At 65.5% G+C, this 19,145-nt stretch carries 9 protein-coding genes; 8 read left to right on the top strand and 1 reads right to left on the bottom strand.

The window, feature by feature from the left end; genetic code table 11:
• The first annotated feature begins 290 nt into the window (after positions 1–290).
• The 7 genes from P0D96_RS16130 (at position 291) to P0D96_RS16100 (ending at position 7,311) form a co-directional block, all read left to right on the top strand.
• Positions 291–962: an RNA polymerase factor sigma-70 gene (locus P0D96_RS16130; protein WP_408314291.1), complete on the top strand. Its 672-nt coding sequence runs from the start codon at positions 291–293 to the stop codon at positions 960–962.
• Positions 963–1,095: 133 nt separating this feature from the next.
• The gene (locus P0D96_RS16125; protein ID WP_408314289.1) at positions 1,096–1,335 is read left to right on the top strand and encodes an MbtH family protein; all 240 of its coding nucleotides are present in this window, start codon (positions 1,096–1,098) and stop codon (positions 1,333–1,335) included.
• Between the two features lie 85 nt (positions 1,336–1,420).
• Complete coding sequence (locus tag P0D96_RS16120) at positions 1,421–2,443, top strand: TauD/TfdA family dioxygenase (protein ID WP_408314287.1); 1,023 nt, start codon at positions 1,421–1,423, stop codon at positions 2,441–2,443.
• On the top strand, positions 2,440–3,285 hold the full coding sequence (locus P0D96_RS16115; protein WP_408314286.1) for an ABC transporter ATP-binding protein: 846 nt from the start codon (positions 2,440–2,442) through the stop codon (positions 3,283–3,285). Before P0D96_RS16120 ends, P0D96_RS16115 begins: the two co-directional genes overlap by 4 nt.
• A complete protein-coding gene (gene fhuB / locus P0D96_RS16110) occupies positions 3,282–5,390 on the top strand; it encodes a Fe(3+)-hydroxamate ABC transporter permease FhuB (RefSeq protein WP_408314284.1) in 2,109 nt (702 codons plus the stop codon). The genes P0D96_RS16115 and fhuB overlap by 4 nt, the downstream gene beginning before the upstream one ends.
• Positions 5,390–6,205 carry a siderophore-iron reductase FhuF gene (fhuF, locus tag P0D96_RS16105; protein WP_408314282.1) on the top strand — a complete coding sequence of 272 codons (816 nt, stop codon included), beginning with the start codon at positions 5,390–5,392 and terminating at the stop codon, positions 6,203–6,205. The genes fhuB and fhuF overlap by 1 nt, the downstream gene beginning before the upstream one ends.
• 80 nt (positions 6,206–6,285) lie before the next feature.
• Positions 6,286–7,311: an ABC transporter substrate-binding protein gene (locus P0D96_RS16100; RefSeq protein ID WP_408314280.1), complete on the top strand. Its 1,026-nt coding sequence runs from the start codon at positions 6,286–6,288 to the stop codon at positions 7,309–7,311.
• Between the two features lie 63 nt (positions 7,312–7,374).
• Here P0D96_RS16100 and P0D96_RS16095 read toward each other — a convergent pair whose 3' ends face one another.
• Entirely contained in the window at positions 7,375–9,141 is a 1,767-nt protein-coding gene (locus P0D96_RS16095; protein ID WP_408314278.1) for a cyclic peptide export ABC transporter, read from the bottom strand.
• Between the two features lie 281 nt (positions 9,142–9,422).
• On the opposite strand from P0D96_RS16095, the gene P0D96_RS16090 reads away from it, so the two are divergent.
• The gene (locus P0D96_RS16090) at positions 9,423–19,109 is read left to right on the top strand and encodes a non-ribosomal peptide synthetase (protein ID WP_408283880.1); all 9,687 of its coding nucleotides are present in this window, start codon (positions 9,423–9,425) and stop codon (positions 19,107–19,109) included.
• Positions 19,110–19,145: the final 36 nt, after the last annotated feature.

Below are 19,145 nucleotides of genomic sequence, written 5' to 3'. Positions count from 1 at the left end.
CGAGCGTCGGAGCGGGAGAGAGCCGAACGCGATCGCTTGGGACCAGGACGCGGATTTCCACTATTACACGGCTGTTTCGAGCGACACGCTTCGCCGTCAATAGTACGGATGCCTATACAATTTCACGCCTGCTTACCCAGAGCGGCAAACATCGGTCGGCCACCCTTATGCATTTGGAATCATCAGACAAAGCTATTGGAAATTGTAAGGTTATTCCAATTCTTGATTGAGAATGATTCGCGTTTACGTTAGATTGACGCCCTGTCCTTTTGAGAAAACGGAGCGAATCTATGGCTGAGGTGCTCGTCCGGCGAGAGGCTTCAACAGCGATGCCGATATCGGTTCTCAACGCTGGAAGCGCCTGTCCACCCGTTTCGCGGCGTGCGCGCAGCCATGCGCGTCCGGTCGATTGGGAGAAGGGCACGCTGCTCGACGTGCTGATCGACAACCGCCCGATGCTCGTCAATCTGGCGCGCGGCTTCGTGGGTTGCGCGAGTCTGGCGGAAGACGTGGTGCACGACGTTTTCATCAAGCTGGTCGACTTTCCGGATCAGGACGCGGTGCGTCAACCGGTCGCGTACGTGACGCGCATGGTGCGCAATGCGTCGATCGATGCCTTTCGCCGCCAGAGCCTCGAAAACAGCTATCACGCCGACGAGGACGACGGCCTGCACGTGCCATCGCCGGAACCTTCGCCGGAAGCGGCGCTGCTCGTGCGCGACACGCTGCGGCACGTGTACAACGCGCTCGAGCAGCTGCCGCCGCGCAGCCGCGCCGCCTTCGAAATGGTGCGCCTGCGCGAGGAAACGCTGCAAAGCACGGCGCGCGCCCTCGACGTCTCGCAGACGCTGGTGCATTTCATGGTGCGCGACGCCGAGAAGCATTGCGCCGATTGCCTCGACGCCTGCAATCGCGGCGTGGCCGGCCCCGCATTCTGCAGCGGCCGCGCGCGCCGGCGGTAAAAAAGCGCGCGCGTCAAACGTCAACTGAATAGAAGCGGTGCGCGAGCGAATGCCGGCGCCGCCGTGCCGGGACATGCCAGTGCGCTGTCTGTCCAGGCGCTTCCTGACCTTTTCATCGACTGAGCCTTTCATCATGACGCAAGCACAGCAGACCTCCAACGCGGCAGCCGGCGAGGCGGACGACCTCGTCTACACCGTCGTCATCAACGACGAAGAGCAGTACTCGATCTGGCCGACGTTCCGCGACGTGCCGGCCGGCTGGCGCGAAGTGGGCGTGCGCGGCCAGAAGGCCGAGTGCCTCGCGCACATCGAGACCGTGTGGACCGACATGCGTCCAGCCAGCCTGCGCCGGCACATGGACGCGGCGGCCTAACGCGTCGACCTAACGCGCGCGCAGTGCAATCCGGCGGGCTCGGGCATGCGCCCAGCCACGCCGCTTCAGCAAAAGGATTCAGAGTATGACCATGCTTTCGATGCCGCTGCCCACGCTCGCCGATTTATCGATCGAGCCGGGCTTGCCGACTGTCGTCTCGCCGCGCGCGGGCGCGGAGATTTCATTGGAGGAAGCGGCGCCGCTCTTGCATGCGATCGTCGACGACACGCTCGAACGCACGGGCGGCGTGCTGTTCACCGGTTTTCGCGTGGCTTCGATCGACGCGTTCCAAAGTTTCGCGGGCTCGTTCGGGCATCCGCTGATCGGTTATGAGTTCGCGTCGACGCCGCGCAACCAGGTGGAAGGCGCGGTGTACACGTCGACGGAATATCCGCCGCATCGCTCGATTCCTTTACATAACGAGCAGTCGTATACGCGTGAATGGCCGTTACGTATCTGGTTCCACTGCGCGCTTGCCGCTCGCACCGGCGGCGCGACGCCGATCGCCGATAGCCGCGCGATCTACCGCGCGCTCGATCCGGCGCTGGTCCAGCGCTTTACGAAGCGTGAACTGCTCTACGTGCGCAACTTCGGGCAAGGGCTAGATCTGCCGTGGGAACAAGCGTTCGGTTCGGACGACCCGCGCACGGTCGAGCAGATTTGCCGTGCGCGCGGCATCGCATGCGAGTGGCGCGGCAGCGAAGACGGCGAACTGCTGTTGCGCACGCGTGAGCGCTGCCAGGCGGTAGCGCGCCATCCTGGCACCGGTGAACATGTCTGGTTCAACCAGGCGAATCTGTTCCACCTTTCGTCGCTCGATGAAGACATGCAGGAAGCGCTGATCGATTCGGTCGGCCTCGAAAACGTGCCGCGCAATGTCTATTACGGCGACGGTGAACCGCTTGAAGCGGACGCGCTCGCCGAAATCCGCGGCGTGCTCGATCAGCAGCGGATTGTGTTCCCGTGGCTGACCGGCGACGTGCTGATGCTCGACAACATGTTGACCGCGCATGCGCGCGATCCGTTCGAAGGGCCGCGCAAGGTCGTGGTCGCGATGGCACGAAGCTACAGCGAGGCCGAGGGCGAAAAACGGACGGCCGCGCCATGACGAAATCGCAGGGCGCGGCGCTTGCGGCGCATTCGCTGACGGTCGGCTACCGCGATCACGTCGTGCTGCACGGTCTGAACCTGAACATTGCGGCCGGCCGCGCCACGGCATTGTGCGGACCGAACGGCTGCGGCAAAAGCACACTGCTGCGCACGCTAGCCGGTTTGCAACCGGCACTGTCCGGCAGCGTCGACGTCAACGGCGTACCGCTCGCTTCGCACAGGCGACGCGTATTGGCGCGCACGCTCACCATGCTCGCGCAGTTCAACCAGATCCCGTCCGGCCTCACCGTGCGCGAACTGGTCGCGTACGGACGTTACGCGCACGGCGGCTGGCTGCGCGGACTCTCGCGCGCCGACCACGCGGCGATCGACGAAGCGCTCGCCACCAGCGGTCTCGCCGACGACGCCGCGCGCGACGTCGCCGCGCTCTCGGGCGGCGAACGGCAACGCGCGTGGATCGCGATGGCGCTCGCGCAACAGGCGCCGATCGTGTTGCTCGACGAGCCGACTACGTATCTCGACATCCATCATCAACTGGACATTCTGCGCGAGTTGCGGCGCCTGAATCGCGAGCGCGGCCTCACGATCGTGTGGGTGCTGCACGACCTGAACCAGGCGGCGGCCTACAGCGACGAAATCGTGTTGATGCGCGCCGGCCGCATCGTCGCGCAAGGCTCGCCCGATGCGATGCTCGACCCGCGTCATCTGAATGAGACCTTCAGCGTGCCGATGCTCAAGATCGCGCACCCGCAAACGGGCGCGCCGATGTGCGTGCCGGCGTATGAAGGCGATGCGGCTTCGCTTCGCGAAGAAGCCACGAGCAAGGACCTCGCCGCATGACGACGCTTGCAGCACGCAAACGCCTGCGACGTAGCACGCCGGTGATGGACAGCTATCGTGCGCCTGTGAAAAGCCGCGTCACGACCATCGGCGCCGCGCTCATTGCGTTGATCGTCGTCGTGGCCGCGATGCGGCTTGCGCCCGGTTTTCGCACCTGGCTTGCCGCGCCCACGGGCAGCGACGCCGCGCAACTCGCCGGCATCCTGTTGTTCGACCTGAACGTGCCGCGCATTCTGGCGGCGTTGGTGGCGGGCGGCTGCCTCGCGGTGGCCGGCACACTGTTTCAATCGCTCACGCGCAACCCTTTGGCTTCGCCTGATCTGCTCGGCATCACCGGTGGCGCGCAACTGGGCTTGCTCGCGGCGATGCTGGTGCCGTCGCTGGCCGGCGTGGCGTCCGTGCCGCTGCTGTTCGTGTGCGGTCTCGGCGCCGCCGTGTGCGTGGCCGCGGCGGCAGGCGGCTGGCGCGCGACGCCGTTGCGGCTCGTGCTCGCCGGCAGCGTGTGCATGCTGTTGTTCTCCGCGCTGACCACGCTGATTCTCGCGTTCTTCGAGCAGAGCATCGTCGGCGTGTCGTTGTGGGCGAGCGGCAGTCTTTATCAACCTGGCGCGACGGGTTTGAAGATCGCCGCGTCGTGGCTCGTGCTGCCGCTGATTGCCTTGCCCTTCGTGATTCGTCCACTCGATCCGCTCGCCCTCGGCGATGACGCGGCAGCGGCGGCCGGCGTTCGCGTGGACGCGACGCGGCTAGCGGCGATGCTGGTGGCGGTGGGCTTCGCTAGCGTCGCGGTGAGTGTCGCGGGACCGCTCTCGTATGTCGGCCTGATCGCACCCAATCTGCTGCGTCAGATGCGCGGCGCGAAATCGTCACGGCTCGCCGCGCTCGTGCCCTTGTCCGCATTGGTGGGCGGCGCGCTGGTGCTCGTCACCGACAGCGCCGTGCAGGCGCTCGATCTTGATGCGACCCTCTCGACCGGCGTGGCGATTGCCTTCGTCGGCACACCGTTGATGCTCGCGATGATCCGCAGCGGCGCCGCGTGGTCGGGCGCACTGCATGCCGGTCAGGAGCGTGCCGTCGTGCGCGCGGGTACGCGCTTTGTGCGCATGGTCGATGCGTGGCCGTGGCCGCTGACCGCAAGCGTGCTGGTGCTGCTCGGCATCGTGCTCGTGTGCGCGGGCGCATCGTTCGGCCCCACGACGATCGGCGTGCCGCGCTGGCTCGCTGCGTTCGATCACCGCGACGAGCTCGCGAGGATGTTGCTCGATCTGCGTTTGCCGCGCCTCATCTGCGCATTGCTGGCGGGCGCGTTGCTTGCCGCGAGCGGGGTGCTGATGCAAAGCATCGTGCGCAATCCGCTGGCCGGACCTGAAGTGCTGGGCGTGACGCAAGGCGCAGGCCTCGCGACGCTCGCGGCGCTCGTGATGTGGCCGCTTGCCGCAAATTCGACGCTGGCCGCCGCTTCGCTCGCGGGTGGCGGCGTCACGCTGGCCTTGACGCTCTTGCTGAATCGCCGGCATCGCTATGCGCCGCTCGCGGTCGCGCTCACGGGCATCGTGATCGGAACGCTGTGGACGACGCTGTCGCAATGGCTCATCACGCAGCAAAGCGTGCAGCCGGCGCGCTTCGTCGTGTGGCTGGTCGGCGGCACGTATGGACGCAGTTGGGGCGAAGTGACGACGCTGCTGCCGTGGTGCGTGCTGGCCCTGCCGGTGTTCGCGCTGCTCGCGCGGCCGCTCGATCTGCTTGCATTGGGCGACGACCAGGCCGCGTCGCTGGGCTTGCCGATCGGCGTGCTGCGTCCGCTGGTTCTGACCGTCGCGACGCTGGCTGCGTGCGCGGCGGTGGCCGCGGTGGGACCGGTGGGCTTTATCGGTTTGATGGCGCCGCATCTGGCGTCGATGCTCGGCGCGCGGGCTCATCGCACGCGCTTGTGGCTCGCGGCGGCGTGTGGGGCGCTGGTGCTGGTCGTGGCCGATATCGCGGCGCGCACGCTGCTGGCGCCGCGCGAAATTCCCGCCGGCGTATTGACTGCGCTGATCGGCGCGCCTTATCTGCTTGCGCTGCTGATCGTGGAGGCTCGGCGCGAGAAGCGGGGCAAACGGTGATGCGGCAACCTGATCACGACAAGCGCGCGCAGTGCTTCGCAGGCTTCGCGCCGGAGTCGATCGCGCATTATCTCGAGCATGTATGGCTCGGCACGCCAAACGCGAGTGAGGAGCCCGCGTCGGCTAACGATCACGCCGGCTCGCTGAAGGTGGCCCGCGTCAGCGAACTGGTGGAGCATCGCGCCGAATTGCTCGATGCGATGGTCACGCTCTACGGCGGCGAGCGCGAAACGCATGCACGCGCGTTGTTGTCGCAATGGACCAAGTACTACTTCGGTTTTGCGGCGACGGCTGGATTCGTTGCGGCAGCATTGCTGCGCCGGCCGCTTGCGATGTCGCCGGATAAAACCCATATCGTGCTGCGCGACGGCTTGCCTATCGCCGCGTATTTCGAGCACGGCGCATTGCAGCCGGTTGAGTGCGACCCGTCACGCCGTTACGCGCCGCTCGTTGAGCATCTCAATGCGGTGATCGAGACGCTGTGCGCAATGACCAGAATCGCGCCGCGCGTCTTGTGGAGCAACGCGGGCAATCTGCTGGACTACCTGTTCGAACAATGCGCGCCGCAGCTCGATCTGACCGACGACATCGCGTGGCTGTTCGGTCCAATCGCTGCCGATGGCGAGGCCAATCCGCTGCGTCTGCCGGTGCGCCTTGTAAAACCGCGCGCTGCGAGTTTGCCGAATCCGTTCAGCGCACGGCGCGTGTGCTGCGTACGTTATGAAATTCCTGGAGAGACGCAACTGTGTGGACGCTGCCCCCTGCTATTGACGATGAGCGATGCGGAAATCGCATTGCAGGCCGCTTCGCGTTGACACCAATGACGCCGTCGGCGCCGTGGTCGCGCCGCACGAAGAAAACCCCCTGTTTCAGGCGACTTTGCATACGTGTTGCGGTGGCGGCCACGCTGTTCTCCAACTCGTATGCGCATGCGCAAGGCAGTGGCAGCGTCGCGCCTTCAGCGGGCACGAGTCATCCAGTTCACGCGAACACCGCACAAGCGCAGCAGCAAACCTGCACACCGCTCGCCGACAACCCGATCGTCTCGCAAGCGAGTCCGTCGCTGCCCGCACAGCCGAAGCGCATCGTCGTCCTCGAATTCATGTTCGCCGAAGACCTCGCGGCGATCGGCATCACGCCGGTGGGCATGGCCGATCCCGAGTATTACCCGGTATGGATCGGCTACGACAACGCACGTCTGGCGACGGTGCCCGATATCGGCACGCGGCAGGAGCCGAGTCTCGAGGCGATTGCAGCGGCCAAACCGGATCTGATTCTCGGCGTGGGTTTGCGCCATGCACCGATTTTTGCGGCGCTCGAACGCATCGCGCCGACCGTACTGTTCAAGTACGGCCCGAACTTTAGCGAAGACGGCGCCCGTGTCACGCAGCTCGATTGGGGCCGCAAGATTTTGCGCACCATCGGCTGTCTCACGGGACGCGAGGAGGCGGCGCGCGCCGTCGAAGCCAAGGTCGACGCAGGTTTCGCCCGCGACGCGCAGCGTCTCGCCGAAGCGGGTCGTCGTGGCGAACAGGTCGCGTGGTTGCAGGAATTGGGCTTGCCGGACCGTTACTGGGCATTCACCGGCAACAGCACGGCGGCAGGCGTCGCGCACGCGCTCGGACTCAGCTTGTGGCCCGCCGAGGCGACTCGCGAAGGCACGGCGTACGTGAGTTCGGAAGATCTATTGAAGAAGCCGAAGCTGACCGTGCTGTTCGTCAGCGCGACTGAAACGGATGTTCCGCTTGCCACCAAACTCGATTCGCCGATCTGGCGTTTCGTGCCGGCTCGCAGCGCGGGGCGCGTTGGGCTGGTCGAGAGGAATATCTGGGGCTTTGGTGGGCCGATGTCGGCGCTGCGGCTTGCGGATACGATGACTGATACGTTGTTGTCGTTGCCGCCACCCGCAGTGAAGAAATAAGCGGCTTCTATTGAGACTTGCTGAGCGCCTGAACAATGGCGTCCAGCAAGTCTATTCACCTCATCATCCCATCGTACCGTTGGCCACCGCCGGCTTCAGCACCGCTTGTGCCGAACCATGCGTCTCACTGACGATACTGCCATTCTCCAGCTTCAACACCCGATCCGCGAGATGGAAGTACCGGTCATCATGGCTGATCACCAGCACGGTCTTACCGCGCGAGCGCAGTTCCGGCAGCAGTTGTTCATAGAACACCGCTTTGAACTGCGGGTCCTGATCCGCGGCCCATTCGTCGAACAGATAGAACGGCCGGTCTTCCAGATACGCGACCACCAACGCCAGGCGTTTGCGCTGGCCAGTGGAAAGCGCTCGCGTAGAGAACGCACCGTTCACCACCTGCACCTTGTGATCGAGCGCGAGCTTCGCGACCAGCGCGTTGGCACGGGCATCAGCCTGCGCGCGCGAGGCGTCGTTCGGATCGACGATGCCGAGCAGCGCGTCGAACAGATGGAAATCGTTGAACACGGCCGTGAAGCGCTGACGATAGGCGGCGCGTTCAGCTAAGCCGACCGCCTTGCCGTCCAGTTCGATCGTACCGTCTTCGGGTTCATAGAGACCGGTCAGCACTTTCGCGAGCGTCGTCTTGCCGCTGCCGTTGCCGCCCACGATGAACACCAGCTCGCCAGGCCTGAAGGTCAGATTGACCGGCCCGACGCGGAACATCCGCTCGTCGCGCTCATGAAAGTACGAATGCGTGACGTTGCTGAGCGTGAGCGTGCGATACGGCGCGTGCGAAGCGTTTTCATCGGGCGGTGGCGAGGTGCGCAGCGCGCCGAATTCGCCCATCACCTTCTCGATGCGATCGAGCGAGACGCGCGCCGCATTCAGCGTCGGCACGTTGTTGAGCAGACCGTCCAGCGGCAGCAGCATGAACAGGAACACCACCACGTAGCCCGATGCCGACGGCGCATCGGCGTGCACGCCGAGTGCCGGCCAGAACGCGGCGACGCCCAGAAACACATAAAACAGGAACACGATCCAGCCGACCCCGACCGCATAGGCGCTGAACGCCTTACGCCGATGGTCGCGCACTTCGTCGATGGCCGAGCCCAGCTGGCCGTCCACGAACTGACGCGAACGCGCCTGATGCAGCTTCAGTTCCTTCGCACCGGTGAAGAGCGCGCCGAGATAGCCGAACAGTTTGTCCTGCGAGCGGCCCGCGGCTTCGAGCGAGGCGATCGCGCGTTTGTCGCCGGCGTGATAGCCGAGCGAGCCGACCAGGATCGCGGCCACCGCGAGCAGGCAGACCGGCCACGACAGCCACGCCAGATAACCGAGGCAGCCGAACACGATCGAGCCATGCATCACCAGATTGGGCAGCGCGAAGAACAGCATCGACACGTTGGTGGCGTCGTCGGTCAGTACGGACTGCACGGGCGCCGCGCCGATACGTTCGACATCGCGCAACTCGGCTTCGGCGACGCGCCGCGCGACGTGTTCGCGCAACTGCGCCATCGTGTCCTGCGAGAGGCGCGCGAACAGCACGCCGGTGATCACGCGCGTGACGAGCGCGACGACCGCGCACAACGCGAAGCGCATCGCGAGCGACATATCGGCGGCGCCCGGTTGTGAGAGCGCGCGGCTAAGTGTCGCCACGAGCAGCACGCTGGCGATGCCGTTCAGCACGCAGGCCGTCAGCGCGATCGCGAAGGAACCGCGAGAGCGCTTGAGCAGCGCCACGATTAGGCGCATGGCGGGATTGCCCGCAGGGTTGGAGGGAGGTGAAGCAGACGAGGGTGGCGCGTCGTAGCGCTCGTTGGCAGCGGTCATCGGCAATGTGTCGCAGTGGGTCGCAAATGGATCGGCGAATGGCGGCGCATGCGTGCATGTGGCCATTCAGCGGGGCGCAAAGACACGCCCCTCGCCTGATAGACGAATGGGCGAAGCAAACATTTACCGTGCGCGTTCCTCTGCCACGTCAAAAAGATGCAGTCCAAATAAAAACAACGCACGCGGTAAAGATTTGCGATCGCGGATCGTCACACCAATGAAGCGGCCCATTGCGGCCTGCGACTTGGCCTATGCGGCCAGTTCTAACGGATTTCATGCCCATGACGAGCTTCCCGATTGCGTTGCACCACCAGATCCGCGCCATGGCGCGCATCGATCCCGATGCGCCCGCGCTGGCGTCCTTCACGCCGCATACCGTGCGGCTGACGCGCGGTGAACTGGACAGTCGCGCGGCGCGGCTTGCCGCACGGCTGCGCGCAGCGGGTGTGACGACTGAAGTGCGTGTGGGTGTTTGCGTCGCGCGTTCCTGCGATCTGTTCGTCGCATTGCTCGCTGTATTGAAGGCGGGCGGCGTGTTCGTCGCGCTCGATCCGCGTCATCCGGCGGCGCGCCTCGATTGGGTCGCGCGGGATGCGGGGCTCGTGCACGGCATCGTCGACGGGTCCGCGGATGCGGCGATGCGTGCGCGTTTCACGCAATGCTTCGACGTTGCAAGCGCTGCTGCGACAGATGTGGCGGCGCCTCGTTTCGACGGCGATGCAGAAGACACGCCGGTGCATCCGCGCGCGGCGGCCTACATGATCTACACGTCGGGGTCGACCGGCACGCCGAAAGCCGTGGCCGTCGAACACGGGCCGCTTGCCGCGCACGGTGAAGCGCTCGCTGGCTCGTTGCCGATCGGTGCCAATGACCGCGTGCTGCATTTCGCATCGGTCAATTTCGACGTCTCGATCGAAGCGTGGTTAGTACCGCTTGCCGTCGGCGGCAGCGTGGTGATCAGTGATCCACCGCCGTTCGCGCCGGAAACCACGCATGCGTTCATGCTGCGTGAAGGCGTTACCAATACGACGCTGCCGCCTGCTTATGTGCGCGAGTTCGCGAACGTTTGCGAGCGCCTCGGCGTGCCGCCTTCGCTGCGCACGCTGCTGTTCGGCGGCGAAGCGATGTCGCAAGACAGTTTCGACGAGATTCGCCGCGTGTTCCCGTCGGTGCGTCTCGTCAATGGCTATGGACCGACCGAGGCGGTGATCTCGCCGATGTTGTGGCCCGTCGATCCGGGCATGACACCGGCACTCGAGGACGGCAATGGTTTTGCCTCGCTGCCGATCGGTTGGCCGATCGGGCGACGCGTGGCGCGCATCGACGGCGCGGCGCAACTGGGCGAAAGCGGCGAACTGCTGCTCGGCGGCGTGTGTCTCGCGCGCGGCTATCACGGCCGCGCGGCGCTGACAGCTGAACGTTTTCTGCCGGATCCGACTGGCGAACCGGGCGAACGGATTTACCGCACCGGCGACCTCGCGCGTGAACGCGCGGACGGCTCGTTCGATTATCTCGGCCGCATCGACGATCAGGTTCAGGTGCGCGGCGTGCGCGTCGAACCCGGCGAGATCGCGGCTTGTCTGCTGACGCATCCGGCAGTGGCCGACGCGGGTGTGCTGGCCGAATCTGCTCATGGCCGAACGCAACTGATCGCATGCGTCGTGCTGCAAGACACACTCGACGATGCCGCGCTGCAGGCGCATCTCGCCGCGCATTTGCCGCAGGCGTGGATGCCGCATCGTTTGGTGCGCTTCGAGCGCCTGCCGTATACGTTGAACGGCAAGCTCGATCGCGCCGCATTGCGCGACTTCATTGCCACGATGCCGGCTGTCGTCGATGCGAATCACGTCGCGCCTCGAACCGCTACCGAAACGCGCCTCGCCACGCTTTGGCAAACCCTGTTGAACGACCCTGCGCCGATCGGCTGCAGCGACCGCTTCTTCGCACGCGGCGGCGATTCGCTCGCAGCGATGCAATTGCAGGCGGCGATCCGCATCGAATGGCGCGTGAATCTACGGCTCGACGCGTTGTTCGACGATCAACCGCTCGAAGCGCTGGCGCGTCTGATCGATGCCAGCGAGACTGAAACGTCGGTGGGTTCGCATGCCATCACTGTCGTGCGGACCGCCGATGCGCCGTTCATGGATCGTGCCGCGTCGTTCGCTCAACAGCGGTTCTGGGTGCTCGCGCAAACACAGGACGCCGGCGCGGCTTATCACGTTGCCGTGCAATGGGATGTGCAAGGCGCACTCGATATCGGTACGCTGCAACGCGCGCTCGATTGTTTGATCGCGCGTCATCAGGCGTGGCGAACGACGCTGGTCGAGTCCGACGACGGCATCGTCGTGCAACGCATTCATGCCCGCTTACCGGTTGCGATTGCGCAAATCGACTTGCGCGGCGCCGGCGAGCCCGAGCGTGCATCGCGCTTGGTGGCGTTCACGGAACAACATGTCGGCGCGCCTTTCGATCTGTCGAAAGGTCCGTTGGTGCGCGCCGCGCTCGTTACGGTCACTGACGACACGCAGCGCTTCCTGTTGACCGCGCATCATTCGATCAGCGACGGCTGGAGTTCGCGCTGTGCGTTCGAAGAACTGCGCGCCGCCTACGCCGCTTTCGCGACGGGAAACGAGCCGCAATTGCCCGCGTTGACGGTGCAGTACGCCGACTACGCGCAATGGCAACGCGACTGGCTCGCGGCCGGCGAAGGCGAAAGGCAACTGGCTTACTGGCGCGACGCATTGCGCGACGCGCCCGAAGCGCTAGCACTGCCGCTAGACCGGCCGCGCTCGCCGGAGCACGACTATCGCGGCGGCCGCCTCGCGCTGCGTTTGCCCGTGGCGCTATCCGAAGCCGTGCGCGAAACGGCGCGACGCGCGCAGGCATCGCCGTTCACGGTACTGCTTGCCGCCTTCGACGCCTGGCTTTACCGATTGACCGGCGCGACCGATGTCGTCGTGGCCGCGCCGATCGCGCATCGGCAGCGGGCGGAGACTGCGCCGCTGGTAGGTCTTTTCCTCAACACGCTTGCGCTGCGCGCGCGCGTAGCGCCGGACCAATCGTTCGCTGCGTTGCTCGACGGTGTACGCCGTTCCGCGTTCGATGCGTTCGCGCATCAGGATGTACCGTTCGATCAGGTGCTCGATGCCGTCAAGCCGCCGGTGCGGCGCGGCGATGCCTGGCTGAAGGTCAAGTTCGCGCAGCAGTTCGATCTGGAACTGTCGGCTGAATTGCCGGGCGCTTCGGTGCGCATGTCGCCGGGGCTGGACCTCGCCGCGCGCTTCGACTACGCGCTCGATTTCACGGACGACCCGCGTGGCATCGAGCTTGTCGTCGCGTATGCGCTCGACGGTATCGACGAACGGACTGCGCAGGCATGGCTGCACAGCTACGCCGCGCTCGTCGCCGATGCCGTGCGCGATCCGCAGCGTGCGATTGCCGAACTGGATTGCGCGGATAGCGCCGACTATCGCGCCGCGCGGCGTGGCCGCGAGTTGAAGCCGGCGGCTGGCAACGTGCTCGCGCTGTTCGCGCGGCATGCGTGTGAAACACCGCATCGCGTGGCGCTCGCGGACGCCGATACTCAGCTGACGTATGCCGAAGTCGACGCAGCGTCGGATCGTATCGCGTTCGCTTTGCGGGAGCGTGGGGTAAGTGCAGAGCAACCGGTGGCCGTGTGTATCGAGCGGTCGGTGCGCTTTGCCGCCGCGCTGATTGGCGTGATGAAGTCCGGTGCGTACGTCGTACCGCTCGATCCTGCCGCGCCGCATGAGCGTCTGACGGCTTCGGTTGAGGCATGTGGCGCGCGGTGGATCCTGACAACAAGTAAAGACGTCACGACTGTAGGCGCAGCGACCGCGCTCGATTTCGATACGCTCACGCAAGCGTCATCGTCGGCGAGCGTGGGTGACACGACCGCAACCGCGTCGCACACGCCCCCGTTGGCGAATCAAGCCGCCTACCTGATCTTCACTTCGGGCTCGACCGGCACGCCGAAAGGCGTGGTCATCTCGCATGGCGCACTGGCCGACTATGTCGAGGGCATGCTGGACGAACTCGCATTCGTCGCCGACGCATCCATGGCAATGGTCTCCACCGTCGCTGCCGACCTCGGCCATACGACGCTATTCGGCGCGCTGTGCTCGGGCCGCACGCTGCATCTGCTGCCTGCGCAATGCGCGTTCGATCCCGATCGCTTCGCGTACGAAATGCGCACGCGCAACGTCGGCATTCTCAAGATCGTGCCGAGTCACCTGCACGCGCTGCTCGACGCGCAACATCCGGCCGATGTGCTGCCCGCGCATGCGCTGGTGACAGGCGGCGAAACGCTGCCTTGGTCGCTGGTTGAGCGAATCGCGGTAATCAAGCCGGCCTGCCGCGTGATCAATCACTATGGCCCGACCGAAGCAACGGTGGGCGCGTTGACGTGCGACACGTCTTCGCCAGCGCAAGCCGCAGTGTATGCGCTGAGCGCGCACGCCGTGCCGCTCGGTCTGCCATTGCCGAACGCCTATGCCTGCGTGCTCGACAGCCACGGCGCGAGCGTGCCGCCGGGCGCAATCGGCGAGTTGTATCTCGGCGGACCGGGTTTGGCGCGCGGCTATCTGAATCGCGCCGCCGCGACCGCCGAGCGTTTCGTACCGAATCCATTCGCGCCGGGCGAGCGTCTTTACCGAACGGGCGACCGCGTGAGACTGCGCGCAGATCATCGTCTGGATTTTCTGGGCCGGCTCGACGATCAGGTAAAGATTCGCGGCTACCGCGTCGAACCTGGCGAGGTCAGTGCGGCACTGCGCGCACTCGACGGTATCGCTCAAGCCGAAACACTTGCTGTCGAGCAGGAAGGGCGTTTGCGTTTGGCATCGTTCGTCGCGTTGACGAGCGGTGCGCGCTTCGACGAAGCCGCATTACGCGCGGCATTGAGCGCCCGTTTGCCGGACTACATGGTGCCGGCCGTGTTGCAGCGTGTCGTCACCTTGCCTGTGACCGCCAACGGCAAGGTGGACCGCGCGGCATTGCGGGCGCTGGCGGCTGCACCGGCGCCGCTGGTGGCCACGGGCGATGCGCCGCAAGGCGCAACGGAAGAAGTCCTCGCCGCCGTCTGGATGGACGTGCTCAAAGCCGAACGCGTAGGCCGCGACGACAACTTCTTCGAGCTGGGCGGCGATTCGATTCTGGTGTTGCAGGTGATCGCCCGTTCGCGCAAGCGCGGCGTGCGCTTTACGCCGAAGCAACTGTTCGATGCGCCCACGCTCGCGCAACTCGCGCGTGTCGCGACGACGGTGGATGTTGCTGTACAACAGGCTGCACCGGGCGCATCGAAGGCGCAAGCCGTACCATCCAAACTTGAGCAGTCCGCCGCGCTCACACCTGCGCAACTGCGTTTCTTTGCACTGGAGATTCCGCAGCGTGGCCACTGGAATCAATCCATCGAACTCGACACGCAAGCGCCTTTCGACTTCGACGCTTTCGCGCGCGCATTCGAAACGCTGCTGACACACCACGAAATTTTCCGCCAGCGTTTCACACCGGTTGGTGCGCAAGGCGAATGGCGACTGACTTTGGGCGAGCGCGCATTCGAAACACTGCCGCTCGCCGCAGTTTCCGCACGCGACGAAGCCGACGCGCTAGCCCAATTCGACGCATTGCAAAGCACGCTCGATCTGAAGCACGGCCCGCTCGTCTGCGCATTGGCCGCGCTGCTGCCCGACGGCACGACGAAGCTCTATCTGGCGATCCACCACATCATCGTCGACGGCGTGTCGTGGCGTGTGCTGCTGGATGATCTCGACGCCGCCTATCGCGCCGCTTGCGAGCGCCGCAGCGTGCGACTCGCATCGACGGGAACGAGCGCGCAGGAATGGGCGGCACGGCTGGCACGCGCCGCGCTCGACATCACGAACTCTCCGTTTGCCGCCGAACTGCCGTACTGGACCGCGCTCGCCGCGCCGTACGACGATCTGCCGCTCGACCGTCCGCAAGCCAAGGCGAGCAACGCCGACGCGCAATCCGTGATCCAGACCATCGGCGCCGATCTGACGCGGGCCGCGTTGACGGAAGCGAATGCCGCTTACCGTACGCAGATGATCGAACTGCTGATCGCGGCGCTGGCGCAGTCGCTCGATATGCCCGTGTGCCGTATCGAACTCGAAGGCCACGGCCGTGAGGCTTTGTTCGACGACGTCGACGTCAGCCGCACGCCTGGCTGGCTCACGAGTCACTATCCGGTGCAGTTCACGCTTGAAAGCACGCCGGCGGCCACGCTCGGCGCGGTCAAGGACACACTGCGCGCGGTGCCGAACAAAGGCCTCGGCTTTGGCGTGCTGCGCCACTACGGCGACACGGCGACGCGCGCCGCGCTCGCCGCCGTGCCGCGCCCGCATGTGACCTTCAACTATCTCGGCCAGTTCGACGCGCCGCGCGATGCGGTGCTCGTGCCGCGTTTCGGCGGCGCGGGCTGCGAGCGTGATCCAGCGGGGCCGATCGGCAATGCGCTGGCGATTCACGCCTATATCGACGGTGACGCCACGCGCACGCTCAAAGTCCATTGGGTCTACGGCGCGACGCAATTCGAGCGCGCCACGGTGGAAGCCATCGCGCAGCGCTTCGAAAGTGCGCTCGCGGACTTGACCGCCGCATGTGCGGCGCGTCTTGCGCAACGCGGCGGTGGCGCAACGCCAGGCGACTATCCGCTCGCGCGCGCGGGCGGTTTGACGCAGGCCGCGCTGGAGCGCGTGCCGCTCGACTTGCGCACCATCGACGACATCTATCCGCTTTCGCCGATGCAGCACGGCATTCTGTTCCATTCGCTGTTCGCGCCGGAGCAATCGACCTATGTGAATCAACTGGTCGCGACGTTGATCGAGCCGGACGTGCAACGCCTGCGCGCGGCATTCGAAGCCACCGTGCCGCGCCACGACATTCTGCGCACGAGCTTCACGCCGGTCGAAGCGACGCCGATGCAGCTCGTGCATCGCCAGGCGCGCATGCCGGTGGAGATTCTCGATTGGCGCGAGCGCGGTGCGGATGCGCATGATGCATTCGAAAGCTGGCTCAGCGCCGACCGTGCGCGCGGTTTCGATCTGACCTCGCCGCCGTTGATGCGCGTCGCGCTGATCCGCATCACGGACGACGCGTGGCGTCTCGTCTGGACGCGTCACCATTTGCTGCTCGACGGCTGGAGCACGGCGCGTTTCTTTGCCGACGTGCTGCGCGACTATATCGAACCGCTGCGTCCGCAACCCTTCGCGGCGCCCGCGAAGACGCGCTATCGCGACTTCATCGCGTGGCTGGCCGCGCGCGACTCAGAAAGCGAGCGCGCCTTCTGGTTGCAACGTCTTGCATTGCTCGAAGAACCGACGCTGGTTGCCGAACGTGAATCCGCGAGCCACCGCGAGCCGCAGCATTTCACGCGGCGTGAGTCGCTTGACGCGGCGACGATGGCACGTCTCACCGATATCGCGCGCCGTCTGAAGATCACGGTCAACACGATGGTGCAGGGTGCATGGGCGCTCGCCTTGCAGCGGATGACGCATCACACTGCCGTCGCTTTCGGCGCGACCGTCGCCGGCCGTCCTGATGCCTTGCCGGACGTCGACACCGTGCTCGGTCTTTTCATCAACACACTGCCGGTGATTACCGCACCGCTGCCGCAACGCCGCGCATCGGCATGGCTGCACGATTTGCAGCGCGACAATGCCGCGGCTGCGGAGCACGCACATACGCCGCTGTACGAAATCCAGCAATGGGCCGGCCAAGGCGGTGGCGCATTGTTCGACACGCTGCTCGTGTTCGAAAACTATCCCGTGGATGAAGCATGGCAAGGGCGCGACGAGCGCGCGCTCAAGCTGCGTGAGTTGCGCAATATCGAAGCGACGGATTTCGCGCTCACGCTGGTGATCGAAGCGGGTGCCACGCTCACGATCGACTACGGCTACGATGCCGCGCAACTCGATGAGACGCGCGTCGCCGCATTGCATCGCGCGTTTGCCACTTGCCTTGCGGGCTTGATTGCCGATCCGGACGCACCGCTCGGCACGATTTCAATTTCCACCGCCGACGATCTGACCACGCTGGCCCGCATCAACTCGACCACCCACGTGTGGCCGCACGCGCAACAGCAGGCGCTGCATCGCCAGTTCGAACAGAAGGCGCTGGCGTCGCCGGATGCTATCGCGCTCGAATTCGTCGACTCGCAAGGGCACACGCAGCAGATGACCTACGGCGAGCTCGATGCGAACGCCGATCGTGTCGCCGCCTCGCTCATCGAAGCCGGCGTGCGCGCGGACACGGCGGTGGCGCTGTGCGTCGAGCGATCGTTCGACATGGTCGTGGCGCTGATCGGCGTGCTCAAAGCGGGCGCTGCTTATCTGCCCATCGACCCCGACTATCCGGCGGACCGCATCGCGTATCTGCTCGGCGACGCGAAGCCCGCAGTCGTGCTGATACAGCCGCATCTGCTGGAACGCATCGCGGCGGCGGTCGACAGCACCCGCACAAAAGTCCTGACCGTCGACGCACTACGCGGCGCCGACTTTACGCTCAGCGCTCCCGTGGCAGTCTCGCCCGATCAGCTTGCTTACCTGATCTACACGTCTGGTTCGACCGGCAAGCCGAAGGGCGCGGGCAATACGCATCGCGCGCTGGCAAACCGCATTGCGTGGATGCAGGACGCGTATCGACTCGATGCCAACGATGTCGTGTTGCACAAGACGCCGTTCGGTTTCGACGTGTCGGTGTGGGAATTCGTGTGGCCGCTCGCCGTCGGCGCGAAGCTCGCGATTGCGGCGCCCGGCGACCATCGCGATCCGGCGCGCCTCGTCGCGGCAATCGAAACACACCGTGTCACGACGCTGCATTTCGTGCCGTCGATGCTCGCGGCCTTCGTCGCTCATCTGGAAGACTTTCACGCCGCGGTGCGCTGCGCGAGCGTCGAGCGGATCGTCGCCAGCGGCGAAGCGCTCGCGCCGGAACTAGTGGCTCGCGTCGCAAAACAATTGCCCCACGCGCGGCTCTACAACCTCTACGGCCCCACTGAAGCCGCCATCGACGTTTCGCACTGGACATGCGGCGCGCCCGATGCAGACGCGGCGTCCGTGCCGATCGGTCATCCGATTGCGAACGTGCAACTGCACGTGCTCGACGCGGCGTTGCAGCCGCTGCCACAAGGCGCGATCGGCGAACTGTACCTGGGCGGCGTGGGATTGGCGCGCGGCTACCTCGGCCGTGCTGCGTTGACGGCGGAACGCTTCGTTCCCGATCCGTTCTCGCATGGAGCACGGCTTTATCGAACCGGTGACCTTGCACGCCGCCGCGCGGACGGCGCGCTCGACTATCTCGGCCGCATGGATACGCAGGTGAAGTTACGTGGCCAGCGCGTCGAGCCCGGCGAAATCGAAGCGCTGTTGCGTGCGGCGCCGGGCGTGCATGACGCCGTGGTGATCGTGCGTGACGAGCAATTGATTGGCTACGTGGCGCGCGGCGCGGACAACGCGCTCGACACGCAGGCGCTGCTCGACGATTTGCGCGCGCAACTGCCGTCATACATGGTGCCTTCGTATCTGATCACGATGGATGCACTGCCGGTCACGCCGAACGGCAAATGCGACCGTCACGCGCTGCCGGCTCCCGTGCGCGGTACGGCCTCAGAAAATGCCGTGAGCGTGGCCGCCACCGAGACCGAGCGTGAACTCGCCGAGATCTGGAGACGGGTGCTGCGTGTCGACACGATTGGCCGCGACGACGACTTCTTCGCGCTGGGCGGTCACTCGCTGCTCGCGACACAAGCCAACGCGCAGGCGAATCTGCACTGGACGCTGATTCTGCCGCTGCGCACCTTGTTCGACGAACGCACCTTGCAGCGCTGTGCCGCCGCGATCGATCGCGCGCTTGCCGAGCGCGGTGCACACGGCGCGGGTGATACCGCGAGCGCGATCGATGCACTCCTCGACGAATTCGAGCTGCAATAAGCCCAATACGCCGCCCAATACGCCGCCCAACACGTC

Origin of the sequence: Paraburkholderia sp. RL17-347-BIC-D (assembly GCF_046027915.1) — a bacterium.
GTDB lineage: Bacteria > Pseudomonadota > Gammaproteobacteria > Burkholderiales > Burkholderiaceae > Paraburkholderia.
This window is presented reverse-complemented; position numbering and strand designations above follow the sequence as displayed.